This window comes from Agrococcus casei LMG 22410, from assembly GCF_900163565.1.
Classification (GTDB): Bacteria; Actinomycetota; Actinomycetes; order Actinomycetales; family Microbacteriaceae; genus Agrococcus; species Agrococcus casei.
The window spans coordinates 113543-128869 of the sequence record NZ_FUHU01000044.1 but is presented as its reverse complement, the minus strand read 5'-3'; the positions used below and the strand labels follow the sequence as shown (position 1 = coordinate 128869).

General features: G+C 65.1%; 14 protein-coding genes, 1 tRNA gene and 1 pseudogene. 6 read left to right on the top strand and 10 right to left on the bottom strand.

What is annotated here, in order from left to right; translation table 11 throughout:
• Positions 1 to 435 precede the first annotated feature (435 nt).
• From CZ674_RS11820 to CZ674_RS14430, 4 genes are all read right to left on the bottom strand, one after another.
• On the bottom strand, positions 436 to 1068 hold the full coding sequence (locus CZ674_RS11820; protein WP_086992729.1) for an LPXTG cell wall anchor domain-containing protein: 633 nt from the start codon (positions 1066 to 1068) through the stop codon (positions 436 to 438).
• A complete protein-coding gene (locus tag CZ674_RS11815; RefSeq protein ID WP_086992728.1) occupies positions 1065 to 1613 on the bottom strand; it encodes a signal peptidase I in 549 nt (182 codons plus the stop codon). The genes CZ674_RS11820 and CZ674_RS11815 overlap by 4 nt, the downstream gene beginning before the upstream one ends.
• Positions 1614 to 1642: 29 nt before the next feature.
• Positions 1643 to 2230: a SipW-dependent-type signal peptide-containing protein gene (locus CZ674_RS11810; protein WP_234988570.1), complete on the bottom strand. Its 588-nt coding sequence runs from the start codon at positions 2228 to 2230 to the stop codon at positions 1643 to 1645.
• Between the two features lie 408 nt (positions 2231 to 2638).
• Positions 2639 to 2887: a SipW-dependent-type signal peptide-containing protein gene (locus tag CZ674_RS14430; RefSeq protein WP_234988569.1), complete on the bottom strand. Its 249-nt coding sequence runs from the start codon at positions 2885 to 2887 to the stop codon at positions 2639 to 2641.
• Between the two features lie 242 nt (positions 2888 to 3129).
• On the opposite strand from CZ674_RS14430, the gene CZ674_RS11800 reads away from it, so the two are divergent.
• The 6 genes and pseudogenes from CZ674_RS11800 (at position 3130) to CZ674_RS11775 (ending at position 10637) form a co-directional block, all read left to right on the top strand.
• A complete protein-coding gene (locus tag CZ674_RS11800; RefSeq protein ID WP_086992726.1) occupies positions 3130 to 5304 on the top strand; it encodes a DNA polymerase III subunit gamma and tau in 2175 nt (724 codons plus the stop codon).
• A complete protein-coding gene (gene recR, locus CZ674_RS11795) occupies positions 5304 to 5915 on the top strand; it encodes a recombination mediator RecR (RefSeq protein WP_086992725.1) in 612 nt (203 codons plus the stop codon). Before CZ674_RS11800 ends, recR begins: the two co-directional genes overlap by 1 nt.
• A 26-nt stretch (positions 5916 to 5941) precedes the next feature.
• On the top strand, positions 5942 to 7213 hold the full coding sequence (locus CZ674_RS11790; RefSeq protein ID WP_086992724.1) for an aspartate kinase: 1272 nt from the start codon (positions 5942 to 5944) through the stop codon (positions 7211 to 7213).
• A complete protein-coding gene (locus CZ674_RS11785; RefSeq protein ID WP_086992723.1) occupies positions 7210 to 8256 on the top strand; it encodes an aspartate-semialdehyde dehydrogenase in 1047 nt (348 codons plus the stop codon). Before CZ674_RS11790 ends, CZ674_RS11785 begins: the two co-directional genes overlap by 4 nt.
• 21 nt (positions 8257 to 8277) lie before the next feature.
• Positions 8278 to 9759: pseudogene (locus CZ674_RS11780) on the top strand (malate:quinone oxidoreductase); the annotation flags it as partial.
• A 260-nt stretch (positions 9760 to 10019) separates the two neighbouring features.
• Positions 10020 to 10637: a thymidine kinase gene (locus CZ674_RS11775; protein WP_086992721.1), complete on the top strand. Its 618-nt coding sequence runs from the start codon at positions 10020 to 10022 to the stop codon at positions 10635 to 10637.
• Here CZ674_RS11775 and CZ674_RS11770 read toward each other — a convergent pair whose 3' ends face one another.
• From CZ674_RS11770 to CZ674_RS11745, 6 genes are all read right to left on the bottom strand, one after another.
• Positions 10638 to 11570: an EamA family transporter gene (locus CZ674_RS11770; protein ID WP_327078627.1), complete on the bottom strand. Its 933-nt coding sequence runs from the start codon at positions 11568 to 11570 to the stop codon at positions 10638 to 10640.
• A complete protein-coding gene (locus CZ674_RS11765) occupies positions 11563 to 12183 on the bottom strand; it encodes a helix-turn-helix domain-containing protein (protein ID WP_086992719.1) in 621 nt (206 codons plus the stop codon). The genes CZ674_RS11770 and CZ674_RS11765 overlap by 8 nt, the downstream gene beginning before the upstream one ends.
• A gap of 47 nt (positions 12184 to 12230) precedes the next feature.
• Positions 12231 to 12307: transfer RNA gene (locus tag CZ674_RS11760), tRNA-Pro, on the bottom strand.
• Positions 12308 to 12416: 109 nt separating this feature from the next.
• Positions 12417 to 13130, bottom strand: a complete 714-nt coding sequence (locus tag CZ674_RS11755; RefSeq protein ID WP_086992718.1) for a type 1 glutamine amidotransferase — start codon at positions 13128 to 13130, stop codon at positions 12417 to 12419.
• Complete coding sequence (locus CZ674_RS11750) at positions 13127 to 14392, bottom strand: MurT ligase domain-containing protein (protein WP_086992717.1); 1266 nt, start codon at positions 14390 to 14392, stop codon at positions 13127 to 13129. Before CZ674_RS11750 ends, CZ674_RS11755 begins: the two co-directional genes overlap by 4 nt.
• Positions 14393 to 14401: 9 nt before the next feature.
• A complete protein-coding gene (locus CZ674_RS11745) occupies positions 14402 to 15325 on the bottom strand; it encodes a metallophosphoesterase (RefSeq protein ID WP_086992716.1) in 924 nt (307 codons plus the stop codon).
• Positions 15326 to 15327: the final 2 nt, after the last annotated feature.

Genomic DNA, 15327 nt, shown 5'->3' with positions numbered 1-15327 from the left:
GGCTCCCAACGTTGTCAAGGAGACCAGAACTGAAAGTTGAGCGATACCACCCATTGCCCAGGTCTTGGTGGCTGGGCGTGATGGAGGTCCAGCTACTCGAAGAGCTGGACCGGACGCGCCAAGTGGTGTTTGAACTAGGGACGAGGCCGGCATGGATTTCAGTTTCCGATAGCCGCCAGGTGATCTGGAGCACAGTCCCTGCAATGAATGGGTTGCGACAAGTATCAACGGGACTGTTCACCTGCGGGGGTGAAAGACGTGCAGCAGTCAACCCAGCCGCAGTGTACTCCCGGTCAGTCCAATAAGCCTCAGTCTGCTCGGCCGAAGGCAAGGCGACCAGGCTGAGTGAGAGTCCGACGAGGGCGACTGCAACGAGTATCCGCCGCCGAAATGCTATGCGCCGCTGGTGCTTGGACATACGGTTGCGTGACTGGCTCATGACGCATCCGCTTGGCGTCGTGACAGCAGGCTTGCACCGGCGATGCCTGCAACGATCGCGCCGAGTGCCATCAGCAGCACTCCGCCGATACGCAGGCCCGTTTCGGGCAGTTGGCCTTCACCCGGTGGGGTGGCCTCGACCTCGTCGCCAAATCCGTTGGCGAGCACGCGAAGTTCGGTCTCGCCGCTAGGTGCGTCGGACGATTCGGCCAGCGAGACATCAAGCCTGAGGTGTTGGGCTGTCTCGGCGTCGAAGCGCAACAGGTGCTCGCTATGCCCGTCAAGGGCGACAGTTGCACGTTCACGAAGCAGAGTGGCACCAGAGGTGCACAGTCCGTCATCCCATTCGACGTCGCATGCGCGCACGACGACTGACAGCGGCAGTTCGCCAGTGCCCGAGAGGGCCACGTCGACGACTCCCGGTTCTGGAGCATCTGCAGAGACCGACACAGTCCACACCACTTCGTCGCCAGGCAGCATGTTTGCCATGACCGCAGTGTCTGCGGTCGACACCAGCTCGAGGTACTGTCCCGTGATCACCTGTGACGTCGAGGCTGCGGATGCTGGGGCAGCGCTCGCGGCAGCCAGGACTGCGGCAAGCGCCATGGTTGCGAGGACGCGCGCCTTCATTGTTCAGCCCCCGCTAGAGCGGCAGGTCTGGAGCGTTCCTGTTTGGGCCAGAACGCCCATCCGACCAGGAGTGCCATGGCGATGGTGAGACCGCCGAGCACCAGTGGGTCGCCGAACCAGACGATGACATTCGCCAGCCCCGGAATCGAGAACAGCACCGTGCGCACTGTCTCGACGGGGTAGGGCTGGGGGTCGTCCTGCTCGTTGGCGTCGCCGCGCATCGTGATGATGCGCTGGTCGTCGACGGCCCCCGGTTCGACCGACGTGACGCGGTGCGTGACCGGCAGCAGATCGCCGCGGTCGACGGTGACGACATCGCCGACCTCGATCTCGCTGGCTGGGCCCTCCTGCACGATTGCGACCGACCCAGCCGGAATCGTCGGCGACATGGAGCCCGTCGAGAACATCATCAGCGTGATGCCCATCGTGTGCGCCAGGATGACGAGCAGAATGCAGACCGCACCCGCGACCGCGAGCACCCAGAGCAGGGCGTCAACGACCCACGAGCTGGCCTGGCGGCCAGCGTGTCTGGGTGTGTGGGTCATCTTCGGGCTTTCGGATGCGGTGATGCGGTTTACGGGGCGGTGGAAGTCGCGACGAACTCCCAGGATGCGGTGGTGGTCAGGCCCTGCGCCGAGTTCGGTGCAGTCGTCGGCAGTGTGACGGCGAAGCAGTAGTTGACACGGTTGCCTGAATTTGCCTGTACGGTTTGTGTCACTCCCTGGGTCGAGCTCGCGGTCATCGGCTGACCGGGGGCCACGACGTTTGCAGCCGAACCTGCCCCGTTGAACGTGGCCGCATTGCAAGTCACCCCGCTGACGGTCCGGACCCCGTATGTGAGATGGGCACCGAGTCCGCTGTTGTTCGTGCCTGTTGCGTGCAGTGCGACGGTTCCCGCGACTGACGGGTTGATCGTGCTGACGCTGTACAAGGCGTAGGTGGTTGTGCCTGGAGCCATCGCTGTCGGTGCGACCTGGAAGTTCAGGGTCGCGGCAGAGCCAGCAGTAGCGTGCTCGGTGAACGTGGTGCCGTTAGTCGACCCCACGATGCCGAAGTGTCCGGCCGTAAAGGTTGCCTGGCTGTGCTCTGAATCAGTCCAGGCTGCGAGCGTCACGCTCGCGCCGACGCCGAGCACCAGGCCGCTCGCAAGGAGGGCCCGCACTCGGCGCCTGCGCAGGCGTGATGCATCGGAGCTATGGCGACCCACGGTGGGCTAGTTGGATTCGGCGGTGAACTGCCAGGTGGCTGTCGCGGTCGCGCCCTCCGCCAGGGCAGCGTCAGCGGTCACCACGAAGCACAGCTGTGCAGGTGCTCCTGCGTCTGCGCCAGCGCCTTCGGTGAGCGCAACACTGGATCCAGGCGTGAATGCTGTCAGATCAGCACCTGATGCGACAGTGTCAGCACCAGCGATTGCGTCGGCGCCGCAAGTGGCTGCGGCATCAATCGTGTAGACCTCATAGGCGAGGTTTGCAGCATTCGGTCCGTCTGCAGTGACAGCGGTTGCGTTCAGCGTTGCCGGGCTGGTCGTGGCTGCGTCGAGGCGGAGCCAGAAAGGTGCGTAGACAGTGTCTTAGGGAGCCATGTTGCTGGCATCGACAGTGAAATCGATCGCCGCTGCTGCGCCGGCAGACTCGTGCTCTTCATAGGTGCCCGCTGCGCCGTCGACCGCGCCCTCGAGGTTGAATGATCCCGCTGTGAAATCGCTCGACGCGAACTCCGAGTCGTTCCACGCTGCGAGCGTGACTGCCGTGCCGACGCCGAGGACGAGGCCGCCCGCGAGGATCGCCAAGACCTTGCGACGCTTTGTGTTCTCTGTCATGTGATTCTCCGATGCTGATGGCTCATGCCATAGGTGAAGCCGGGGCCAATGACTGCCTCCGACATGAAGGATTGTGTACCAATTATCTCGGCAATAGCAGTAAGAGGCAATGGTGATTGTGACGATCTGCAAATGTTTAAGATTTGAACCAGACTTTCTTTGGACAAATGTCCAAAGCTGCTGATTGCTCCGCCTGTGGAGACCGCGCTGCGATGTCAGTGGCAGTCGCTAGGCTGGAGTCCATGGTGTCGGCTCTGTATCGCAGGTATCGGCCGGAGGCATTCGCTGAGCTCGTGGGCCAGCAGCATGTCACCGAGCCGCTCATGACCGCGCTTCGCACCGATCGTGTGAATCACGCGTATCTCTTCAGCGGCCCGAGAGGCTGCGGCAAGACGACCAGCGCGCGCATCCTCGCTCGGTGCCTCAACTGTGCAGAGGGGCCGACCGACAGCCCCTGCAACGTGTGCCCCTCGTGTGTCGAGCTCGGCCGCGACGGCGGCGGCTCGATCGACGTCATCGAGATCGACGCAGCCAGCCACGGTGGCGTCGACGACGCCCGCGATCTGCGCGAGCGAGCCACCATCTCACCGGCTCGCGACCGCTACAAGGTCTACATCATCGACGAGGCCCACATGGTCTCGAAAGACGGCTTCAACGCACTCCTGAAGATCGTCGAAGAGCCGCCTGAGCACGTCAAGTTCATCTTCGCGACCACCGAGCCCGACAAGGTCATCGGCACGATCCGCTCGCGAACGCACCACTATCCCTTCAGGCTGATCGCGCCGAGCGTGCTGCTCGACTACGTCACCAAGATCGTCAACGAAGAGGGCGTCTCGGTCGACCCCGGTGTGCTGCCGCTCGTCATCCGCGCAGGCGGCGGCTCCGCCCGCGACACACTCAGCCTGCTCGACCAGCTGATCGCCGGTTCAGAGGGGCCTGTCAGCTACGAGCTCGCAGTGTCGCTGCTCGGCTTCACACACGCCGAGCTGCTCGACGAGGTGACCAAGGCGCTTGCCGCTGGCGACGCATCCGCCGCATTCGCGTCGGTAGAGCGCGTCGTCGAGACCGGGCAAGACCCGCGCCGCTTCGTCGAGGACCTGCTCGAGTACCTGCGCGACCTCATCATCGCCGCCGTGAGCGACAACGCCGAGGCACTGCTGCACGGCGCGCAAGAAGAGCAGGTCGAGCGGATGCGCGATCGAGCACACGAGTTCGGCCCCGGTCCGCTGTCGCGTGCGGCAGACATCGTGGCGAAGTCGCTCACCGGAATGACGGGAGCGACAAGCCCGAAGCTGCACCTCGAGCTCATGCTCGCCCGCCTGTTAGTCGGGGGCCAGCCTGCCCCGGTGAGCACCGCACCCGCTGGTCCGTCGCGCCAGCCAGCTTCGTCGCAGCCAGTCGGGCAGCGACCCGCACCGGCTTCGACGCCTGAGCCGCAGAAGCAGGAGTCGGCGCCGCAGCAGACTCGGCCCACACCCGAGCCCACGCCTGAAGAGCCAGCTCGGCCCAATGTGCAGGCGGCAACGAACTCGTTCCGGGTTGCCAGCGCGGCCGCTCCGCCCGAGCGACCTGAGCCGACCCCCGACCCAGCTCACGAGCCTGAGGCCGCCGAGTCAAAGCCCGCCGAGCCCGCGCCAACTGAGCCCGAGCCGACCGAGCCCGAGCCCACTGTGCCCGAGCCCGAGCCGACAGAGCCTGAACCCAACGAGCCCGAACCGACCGAACCCGAGCCGCAGCAGTCGTCGCTCACCTTCAAGCAGATTGAAGATGCCTGGCCAGAGGTGCTCTCGGTCATCGAGTCCAAGAGTCGTCGGGCCTGGATGGTGGCCAGCGCGATCAAGCCGGTCGACTTCGACGGCGACGCCGTGGGCCTCGCATTCCGTTCGCAGCCCGACATGGAGGAATTCCGTCAGGGCAAAGACGGCGAAGTGATGATCTGGCACATCATTCGCGGTGCCCTGCAGGAGCGCTTCCGGCGTGCGTTCAAGTTCGCGCCTCGCGACACAGGCTATGCGAGCGACATGAAGCCATCAGTCGCACCTGCGCCTGAGCCCGCAGCAGACGAGACGACGCGGGCTCAACCAGAGCCGACGCCCGAACCAGGACAGCCGATCGCTGAAGAGCGGCCCACATCTGTTCCGGCGGCAGGTGGATGGGCGGTCGCCGAGATCCCGAGCGCCGACGAGGTGCAGGTCGAGTCGCCGTACTCGACGGCAGACCCGTGGGCGGAGCCGGATCCGCCGATGCAGGGCGCTGAGCCTCCTCAGCAGCAGCCTGCCAACCAGGCCGCGCAGCAGCACGAGCCCCAGGAGCGCGAACTCACGCGCGACGAAGAGAATCGCTATGGCGAAGCGGTCATCCGTGAAGAGCTCGGCGCCGAGTTCATAGAAGAGATCACGAACGAAGGGGGCCGCTGATGTATGACGGAGTCGTCCAGGAGCTCATCGACGAGCTCGGCCGCCTGCCCGGTGTCGGGCCGAAGTCAGCGCAGCGCATCGCTTTTCACATCATCCAGACCGAGTCGTTCGACGTAAGCCGCCTGGCCCATGTGCTGCAGACCGTGCGCGACCGCGTGAGGTTCTGTGACATCTGCGGCAACGTCGGTGAGCAGGAGGTCTGCCAGATCTGCTCAGACCCTCGTCGTTCGCAGGCAGTCATCTGTGTCGTCGAAGAGCCGAAAGACGTCGTCGCCATCGAGCGCACTCGCGAGTTCAAGGGGCTCTATCACGTGCTCGGCGGCGCCCTGAACCCCATGAACGGCGTCGGCCCTGACCAGCTGCGCATCAAGGGGCTGCTCTCGCGTCTGCAAGACGCATCAGTCGAAGAGATCATCATCGCCACCGACCCGAACGTCGAAGGCGAGGCCACGGCGACCTATCTGATCCGCACGCTGCAGCCGCTCGGCATTCACGTGTCGCGTCTCGCGAGCGGGCTTCCGGTCGGCGGAGACCTCGAGTTCGCCGACGAGATGACCCTCGGTCGCGCATTCGAGGGGCGTCGTCGCATCGACTCAGGGCGCGTAGACTGATCTCACCGCATCATTGAAGGAGTTCAGTGGCTCTCATCGTGCAGAAATTCGGCGGTTCCAGTGTGCAGGACGCCGAAGGAATCAAGCGTGTCGCAAAACGGATAGTCGACACACGTCGCGCAGGCAACGACGTCGTCGTTGTCGTTTCAGCGATGGGCGACACCACTGACGAGCTGCTCGACCTGGCCCACGAAGTCGTCCCGACCCTGCCGACCGGCGGTCGCGAGCTCGACATGCTGCTGACAGCGGGCGAGCGCATCTCGATGGCGCTGCTCGCGATGGCGATCAAGTCGCTCGGCGCAGAGGCGCTCTCATTCACGGGCAGCCAGGCCGGCATGCTCACCGACGCCCAGCACGGCCAGGCCAAGATCGTCAGCGTCACACCCGGTCGCGTCAAGGACGCAGTCGACCAGGGCGCGATCGCGATCGTCGCGGGCTTCGCAGGCTTCAACAAGGTCAGCGGCGACATCACGACGCTCGGCCGCGGCGGCTCTGACACGACAGCGGTTGCACTCGCTGCGGCGCTGCACGCCGAGGTGTGCGAGATCTACACCGACGTCGACGGTGTGTTCACCGCTGATCCGCGTATGGTGCCGCGAGCCCAGAAGCTCGACCTCGTGACCAGCGAAGAGATGCTCGAGCTGGCAGCCGGCGGCGCGAAGGTGCTGCACATCCGCAGCGTCGAATACGCCCGCCGTCACGGCGTCAGGCTGCATGTGCGATCGTCGTTCGCCAGCAAGCCGGGCACCATCATCGCCGAAACCAGAGAAGGGGAAGCCGTGGAAGACGCAATCATCACGGGCGTTGCCGCAGACCTCAGCGAGGCCAAGGTCACTGTCGCAGGCGTGCCCGATGTTCCGGGCAAGGCCGCATCGATCTTCAAGGTCGTCGCGCAGGCCAAGGGCAACGTCGACATGATCGTGCAGAACGTCTCGACGATTGAGACAGGTCGCACCGACATCTCCTTCACGCTCCCCAAGGAAGACGCGGCGGTCGTGATCCAGGCGCTGCAGGACGCTCGCGACGAGCTTGAGTTCGAAGCGATTCACCACGACGACCAGATCGGCAAGATCGCGCTGGTCGGAGGCGGGATGCGCACCAACGTGGGTGTATCCGCAACCTTCTTCGAGGCGCTCTCCGACAACGGCATCAACCTCGAGATGATCTCCACGAGCGAGATCCGCATCTCGGTCGTGACGCGTGCCGACCAGGTCGCAGATGCTGTGCGCGTCATCCACTCAGCTTTCGGGCTCGATGCCGACGACGAAGCCGTCATCTACGCAGGAACAGGCCGATGAGCGGCATGCGCGTCGGCATCGTAGGTGCAACCGGACAGGTCGGACAGGTCGTGCTCCAGCTGCTGGCACAGCGCGATTACCCGCTCGCACAGCTTCGCCTGTTCGCTTCGGCACGCTCCGCTGGTCAGCAGATCGAGTTCAAGGGCCAGCAGATCGTGATCGAAGACGCTTCGACAGCCGACCCTGCAGGTCTCGACATCGCGATCTTCTCGGCAGGCGGCAGCACATCCCGAGAACTCGCTCCCAAGTTCGCAGCCGCTGGCGTCACGGTCATCGACAACTCGTCGGCCTTCCGGCTCGACCCCGAGGTGCCGCTCGTCGTCAGTGAGGTCAACCCGCACGCCATCGAGAGCACGCCCAAGGGCATCATCGCGAACCCCAACTGCACGACGATGGCGGCAATGCCGGTGCTCGGCCCCCTCACGGCAGAGGCAGGGCTCACCCGACTCAAGGTCGCGACTTACCAGGCGGTCTCCGGCTCCGGCGTCAAGGGCGTCGAAGAGCTCGCTTCGCAGACTGAGCGTGTCGTCTCACAAGACGCACGCTCCCTCGCACTCGATGGCGCATCCGTGCAGTTCCCGGAACCGGGTGTCTACTCCGCGCCGATCGCCTTCAACGTGCTCGCACTCGCTGGCTCGATCGTCGACGACGATGAAGGCGAGACCGACGAAGAGAAGAAGCTGCGCAACGAGTCGCGTCGTATTCTCGGACTGCCCGACCTGCTGGTCGCCGGCACTTGTGTGCGGGTGCCGGTGTTCAGCGGCCACTCCCTTGTGATCCACGCAGAATTCGACCGCGAGATCACCCCAGACAGAGCTCGCGAAGTTCTTGCTGACGCGCCCGGCGTCGAGCTGATGGATGTGCCCACACCCCTGCATGCCGCAGGCCGCGACGCGAGCTTCGTAGGGCGCATTCGAGCAGACCAGTCCGCCCCGGAGGGCCGCGGACTGGTGCTGTTCGTCTCAAACGACAACCTGCGCAAGGGAGCTGCACTCAACACAGTGCAGATCGCCGAGCTGCTGGCAGAGCGCTCTGCCGCATAGAAACGACTGGAGAACACGTACGTGAGCAAGACGATTGACGTAGCGCTGATCGGCGGAGGCATCATGAGTGCCACGCTCGGCACCCTGCTGCAGCGACTCGACCCCGACCTCTCGATCGAGGTTTACGAGCGCCTCGGCGAAGTCGCTGTCGAATCATCGAACCCCTGGAACAACGCCGGCACAGGGCACGCTGCGCTCTGCGAGCTGAACTACACGCCTGAGGCCAAGGACGGCACGGTCACGGCCGCCAAGGCTGTCGGCATCAACGAGCAGTTCCAGCAGTCCAGGCAGTTCTGGTCGGCACTCGTCGAAGAGGGCTTCCTGCCTGAGCCCGAGCAGTTCATTGTTCCGACGCCGCACATGAGCTTCGTGTGGGGCGACGACAACGTCGACTACCTGCGCCGCCGCTATGAGGCGCTCAAAGACGAGCCGCTGTTTCTCGGTATGCGCTTCTCGACCGACCCCAAGCAGATCGCCGAATGGGCACCTGCGCTCATGGTCGGCCGCGACAAGGATCAGAGGGTCGCGGCGACGTATTCGTCGGCCGGAACCGACGTCAACTTCGGTGCGCTCACGAAGCTGCTGCTGCAGGGCATCAACCAGCGCGGCGCGCAGGTCTACCTCGACACTTCGGTTCGCTCGCTGAAGCGCGGCAAAGACGGCATCTGGACGATCAAGCTGCGCAACGAGATCGGAAACGCGACTCGCGAGGTGCGTGCGAAGTTCGTCTTCGTGGGCGCTGGCGGCGGTGCGCTGTCGCTGCTGCAGAAGTCGGGCATCAAAGAGGCACACGGCTTCGGAGGATTCCCGATCACCGGTCAGTTCCTGCGCTGCGACAACCCCGAGGTCGTCGCACGCCACGACGCCAAGGTCTACGGCAAGGCATCGGTCGGAGCGCCTCCGATGTCGGTTCCGCACCTCGACACGCGCGTCGTCGAGGGCAAGCCCGCGCTGCTGTTCGGCCCGTTCGCGGGCTGGAACTCGAAGTTCCTGAAGACCGGAAGCTACTTCGACCTCTTCGCGTCGCTGCGACTGCACAACCTCTACCCGATGATTCGGGCTGGCCTGGCGAACTTCGACCTCGTCGGCTACCTGCTGGGCGAGATCTTCTCGACCCGCGAGAAGCAGCTCGATGCGCTGCGCCAGTTCTACCCCGACCTCGATCCCGATGACTGGTACCTGATCGACGCCGGCCAGCGTGTTCAGGTGATGAAGAAGGACGACGAGAAGGGCGGAGTGCTGCAGTTCGGCACCGAGCTCGTCACGGGTGCCGATGGCTCGATTGCGGGCCTGCTCGGAGCATCTCCCGGAGCCTCGACCGCAGTGCCGATCATGCTGCAGCTGCTCGAGAAGTGCTTCGACGACCGTGTCGACGGCTGGCGCGACGAGCTGTCGAAGCTTGTGCCCAGCTGGGGCACGTCGCTCAACGACGACTTCGACGCGGCTGTCGCCTCGATGACGCACACGGCCGACGTGCTTGATCTTGCTCCGGTCGACCCGGATGCAAAGCCCGACGACGTCTCGGTTGCTGACTCGGCGGATGCCGACGGCGAGTTCGAAGTCGAGGTCTCAGAGGCCACTGCCGGCAGCAGCTTCTTCGGCTCTGACAGCGAAGAGAAGGCTGACGACGTCGAAGAGGGTGCCGATGACATGGAGACCCCGGCGGCTGACGCAGACATCGCCACGGATGAGGCGACCGATGCAGAGGCTGAGCAGGAGGCTGCCGAGTCGGCCGACGCCGACGAGCGCAAGCAGTAGGAAGCGTGGCCAAGCTCTACTTTCGATACGGAGCGATGAACTCCGGCAAATCGACCGGACTGCTGCAGGCGGCGTTCAACTACGAAGAGCGTGGGCAGCGAGTGCTGCTCGCGAAGCCCGCGACCGACACCAAAGGCGACACCCAGATCGTGTCGCGCCTCGGGGTCTCTCGCGAAGTCGACTTCGTGATCACTCCCGACGAGCGCATCCGTGAAGCCTTCGACCGCGCATCCGAACGAACGTCCGCAGGCGAGCACGGCCCTGTCGCCTGCCTCCTGATCGACGAAGCGCAGTTTCTGCTGCCCGACCAGGTTGAGCAGCTGCTCGAACTGGCGGTCGACGGGGGAGTGCCGGTGCTGGCCTACGGCATTCGCACCGACTTCCAGACCAGAGCGTTCCCGGGTTCTGCAAGGCTGCTCGAGCTTGCGCATTCGCTCGAAGAGCTCAAGACGATCTGTCGTTGCGGGCGCAAAGCGATGTTCAACGGGCGCAAAGTCGACGACCGCTTCGTGTTCGACGGCGACCAGGTCGCGATTGACGGTGAAGACGTCACCTATGAGTCGCTCTGCGCCTCGTGCTACTTCGACGAGAAGCGAAAGTCAGAGCTGCCATCGCTGTGGTAGTCACTGCAAGCGGATGGGGCCCGTGAGGGGCTCGTCGATGTCTGAAGACGGAAGTGCGCTGCTGGTGCCTTCAACGGGCATCCGCTTGCCCTTCAGCTGAGCTCCGGCACCGGCGACGACCACGATGCAGACGCCGATGGCCTGCACCCAAGACGGCATCTGATGCAGCACGATCAGCCCCAGCAGCACGCCGAATGCTGGCTCAAGGGCCATGAGTGTGCCGAAGGCTGTCTGAGTCATGCGACGCAGCGCCAGCATCTCGAGGATGAACGGCAGGGTCGGAGCGAGCACGGCAAGCCCGGCGATGCCGAGCAGCACCATCGGGGTGAGGCCGTTCATGGCTTGCGGCAGGCCGAAAGGCGTGACGACAACTGCCGCGATGGGAATCGTGAGCACGAGCCCCGAGATGCCGCCGAAACGGTCGCCAACCTTCTGCGTCAGCAGCACGTAGGCGCCCCATCCCGCGCCCGCACAGGCCGCGTAGAGAATCCCCAGCGGATCAGTGGCCCCTACCCACGGTTCCGTCAGCAGCACCACGCCACCGAGAGCCAGAATCGGCCAGACGAGCAGTCTGCCTCCGCCGCTGCGAACGGCGGCAACGGTGAGCGGGCCCAGAAACTCAATGGCGACAGCGGTGCCGAGCGGAATCCTCTCGATGGCCCCCATGAAGCCGACCATCATGACCGCCGTCGCTATTCCCAGCCCGAGCACGGGCAGCACGTCGCCGCGCCTGATGGAGCGCAGCCAGCGCAGGGTAGGGCGCGCGATCAGCAGAAACAGCATCGAGCTTATGACGAGTCTCAGCCACGCCAGGCCCGCCGGACCGACGATCTCGATGATTCCGACCGACAACGACAAGCTCAGCTGGATCGAGAGCATGCTGCCGACGCCGAGACTCCATGGCGGCAGGCCGCCGAAGATGCGGTTAGCCAAGTGAGGCCTCCGAGCTGTCGACACTCCCACGACCGGCGTTCGCACGCTCAGGGTCGAAGACAGTCATGGAGAATGTTGCGGATGCGGTGCCGCGGTTCGCGTAGACGTGCGAGACATCGCCGTTGAAGGTGATGGCGTCGCCAGCGTGCAACACGGTCGATTGTTCGTCGAGCACAATAGTGAGCTCTCCGCTGAGCACCATCAGCAGCTCGCGAGTGCATGCAATGTGGGCATCGCTCTCGTGCTGGTCGCCCGGTTCGAGAGTCCACTCCCAGAGCTCGAGCGCATCGGGAGTGGTGGTGTTTGCGACGAGTCGCGCCGTGCCGCCGTGTTCTCCGCGCCAGAGGAGCGTGCCGTCGCCAGCGCGTGTCACGGTCACGTCGCCTGTGCGAGGTGGCTCAACGAGCTCAGCGAGCGCGACCCCGAGCGATTCGCTGAGGCGCAACAGGGTGCCGATGCTGGGATTCGTGGCGCCCTGCTCGATGTTGACGACCATCCGTCTGCTGACTTCTGCCGCCGCTGCCAGCTGGTCGAGTGTCCAGCCGCGATCGGTTCTTGCGGCTTTGACGCGGTGGCCGATCTCGACGGCCAGCGCTACGGGATCTACGCTCATAAGTGCACCATAGTGCACTTCACGGTGCACCGCAATGCACGACCTATTGGTCGGGGTGACAGGATTTGAACCTGCGACCTCGTCGTCCCGAACGACGCGCGCTACCAAGCTGCGCCACACCCCGTGGCATCCGTGAGGATGCAACCTGTCTATCCTACAGCATTCCCGACCTCGCCAGATGTTGCGAATAACGCACCGGTTTGACGGTCAAACAGGTGCGTTATTAGCAACAACTAGGTGCGGGGGCGCTTGGCCGCAACAGCTGCTGCCTGCAGCTCGAGCGCGTCGTCGAGAGGTTCGAGCACCTGACCTGCGCGGCGCTCGAAGGCACGGCGCAGCAGCTCGTCCGCGAACACCGGGCTCTTCGCCAGCAGCGGCCCGTGCAGGTACGTGCCGAACACGTTGTCGCGCACCGCGCCCTCGGTGCTGTCTTCACCGTTGTTGCCGCGGCCGGATGCGGTGGTTGCGAGTGCGCGCACGCCGTCGCCGAGACGCGTGAGACCGCTGTGGTTCTCGTAGCCCACCAGCTGACCCCACTCAGAGTCGACAGCATGGTTGCCGATCAGTCGGGTCGCAGAACCCTGCGTCTCGATGTCGAGCACGCCGGCGCCGCGGATGACACGTCCGGTCTGCGTGCGAAACTCACGACCGAGCAGCTGGTACGCCCCGCAGATCGCAAGCATCACGACACCATCGTCAGCCATGGAGCGAAGGTCAGCCGAACGGGTGACGAAGTCTTCGCCGATGTCGCCCTGAGCTGCATCCTGCCCGCCGCCGCCGAGCACGATGTCGACGTCTGCGGGCAGCGTGTCGCCCACCCCCACTGCAACCGCCTCAGCGGTGAGCCCACGCCATTCGAGACGCTTCAGGAGCACGACGAGGTTGCCAGTGTCGCCGTAGATGTTCATCTCGCGCGGATACAGATGCGCGATTCTGAGCGTGGTCACAGTGCCCCCTCATGCTGTGCGTCGAGGTGGCGGTAGAGGCCCCACATCGCTGTGTAGCTGGCGAACACGGTCAGCCTGCCGCCGGCAGGAGTCGCCTGCACCGCCGCATCGACGACACTCTCGAGCTCGCTCACGGCGCTGCCGACGTCGACCCCGGAGTACTTCAGGCGCACCGCCATGTCAGCCGCGCGCACCCCTCCTGTCGTGACGGGGATGCCCGCCTCCCGCAGAGCGTCGAACTGCACATCCCACAGCCACGACATGTCGCGGCCGTCGGCATCCGCGTCGTTGATGATGATGCAGGCCCGGTCGGGACTCTCAGCGAGTCCCGCCTGCAGCGACTGTCTGAATCCGGCAGGGTTCTTCACGAGGTGCATCGTCACGTCGCGACCGGCAATGCGATACGACTGACCACGGCCGAACGCGGGCTCGACCTCTTCGAGGCCGGCGCAGACCTCGTCGACGCTCAGCCCGACGCGCATCGTTGCCACAGCGGCCGCCGTCGCGTTCTGGGCGTTGTGAGCGCCGGTGGTGCGCAGCGTCAGCTGACGCACATCGCCCGCGAAGTCGATGACCGTGTGCCCCGACGCCGCGTCGTACTGCTGCAGCACTGCATCCGCCCCCTCGCGAACCGGCTGGGTCTCGACCTCGTCGTAGAGCTCTTCGTCGGTCGGAAACAGCTGCTGCATCGGCTCGCTCAGCGCGAACCAGTGCACGGGCACCTGCAGTTCGCCGGCGAGCGCTGCGAGTCGCTCGTCATCGGAGTTCAGAGTGACGGATGCGGTGGCCGCCTTCGCAACCTTGGCCAGCAGCGATGCGGTGTAGTCGATCTCGCCGAAGCGGTCGAGCTGGTCACGCGAGACGTTGAGCAGCAGCACGTGCTGCGGCGCATACTTCTCGACGAACTTCACGGCGTGCGCCTCGTCGAGTTCGAACACAGCGACGTCGCCGTCGAGCCTGCCGCCCCATGACGACTGCTGCACGAGGGCTCCGATGGCTCCGCGCACGAAGTTCGAGCCCGTGTCATTGGTGACGACGCGATGCTTCTTGGCGAGCATCGTGGCGATCATCTTCGTGGTGGTGGTCTTGCCGTTCGTGCCGCTGACGACGATCACGCCGTGGGGGAGACGGCTCAGCGCCTTCGCGAAGTAGCGCGGAAACACACGCTCGACGATGAGGCCGGGCAGGGCGTTGCCGCTGCGGCCCATGATGCGAAGGGCGCCGAACGCGAGTTTTCCGGTGATGACGGGCAGCGCGGGCATAGGACGATGCTACCGGCGCGCGGTCAGCGTGAGGAGCACCGCCTCGGGCGGCGTGCCGAGCCTGAACGGCGCCAGCATCGACGTGCCGATGCCTGCCGAGACCTGCAGCGGCACATCGCGGCCGCCGGCTCGCCAGGTGGTGAGTCCGTCGGAGTGCTCGACCGGCAGGTCGGAGTTGGTCGTGAGGGCGGGACCACCGGGGATGCGCACCTGCCCGCCGTGTGTGTGTCCGGCGATCAGGGCATCCGCGCCGAGTGCTGCCAGGCCGTCGAGTACATGGGTGTAAGGAGCATGCGTCACACCGAGCGTGACATCGGCAGCGGGGAGCGCCTGCAGGGCCCGCTCAGCGGACTCGATGTCGTCAAGGTCGATGTGGGCGTCGCCGGTTCCGACCAGCGACAGCTCGGTGCCGCGCACGGTGAAGCTCGCTGCCGAGTTGTTGAGGTCGACCCAGCCGAACGCGCTGTAGATGCGCTCGAGCGACTCGATGTCGAGCTCGGGCTTGGGACGCTCCTGCACGAGCTGCGGAAAGCCGATGTAGCGCAGCGGGTTCTTGAGCGTGGGGCCGTAGTAGTCGTTCGAGCCGTGCACGAAGACGCCGGGGATGCCCGCAAAGGGTGCGAGCGCCTCAGCCAGCGGCCGCAGCGAGTCGCGGTGGCCGAGGCTGTCGCCCGTGTTGATGATGAAGTCAGGCTCGAGGTCGCGCAGGCCCTGCAGCCAGTCGACGGTGCGACGCTGCCACGGTGCCAAGTGGATGTCGGCAAGGTGCAGGATCGCGATGGGCCGTGACCCCTCGGGCAGGATCGGGAGCTCTTCGAAGCGGATCCGGTAGGCCTTGCGCTCGATCGCGATCGAATAGAACGCGGTCGCGATCGCGACGCCTCCCAGGGCTCCGAGGAGTGCTCCTCCTGCGCGTGCTGCTGGTGTGCTCATGC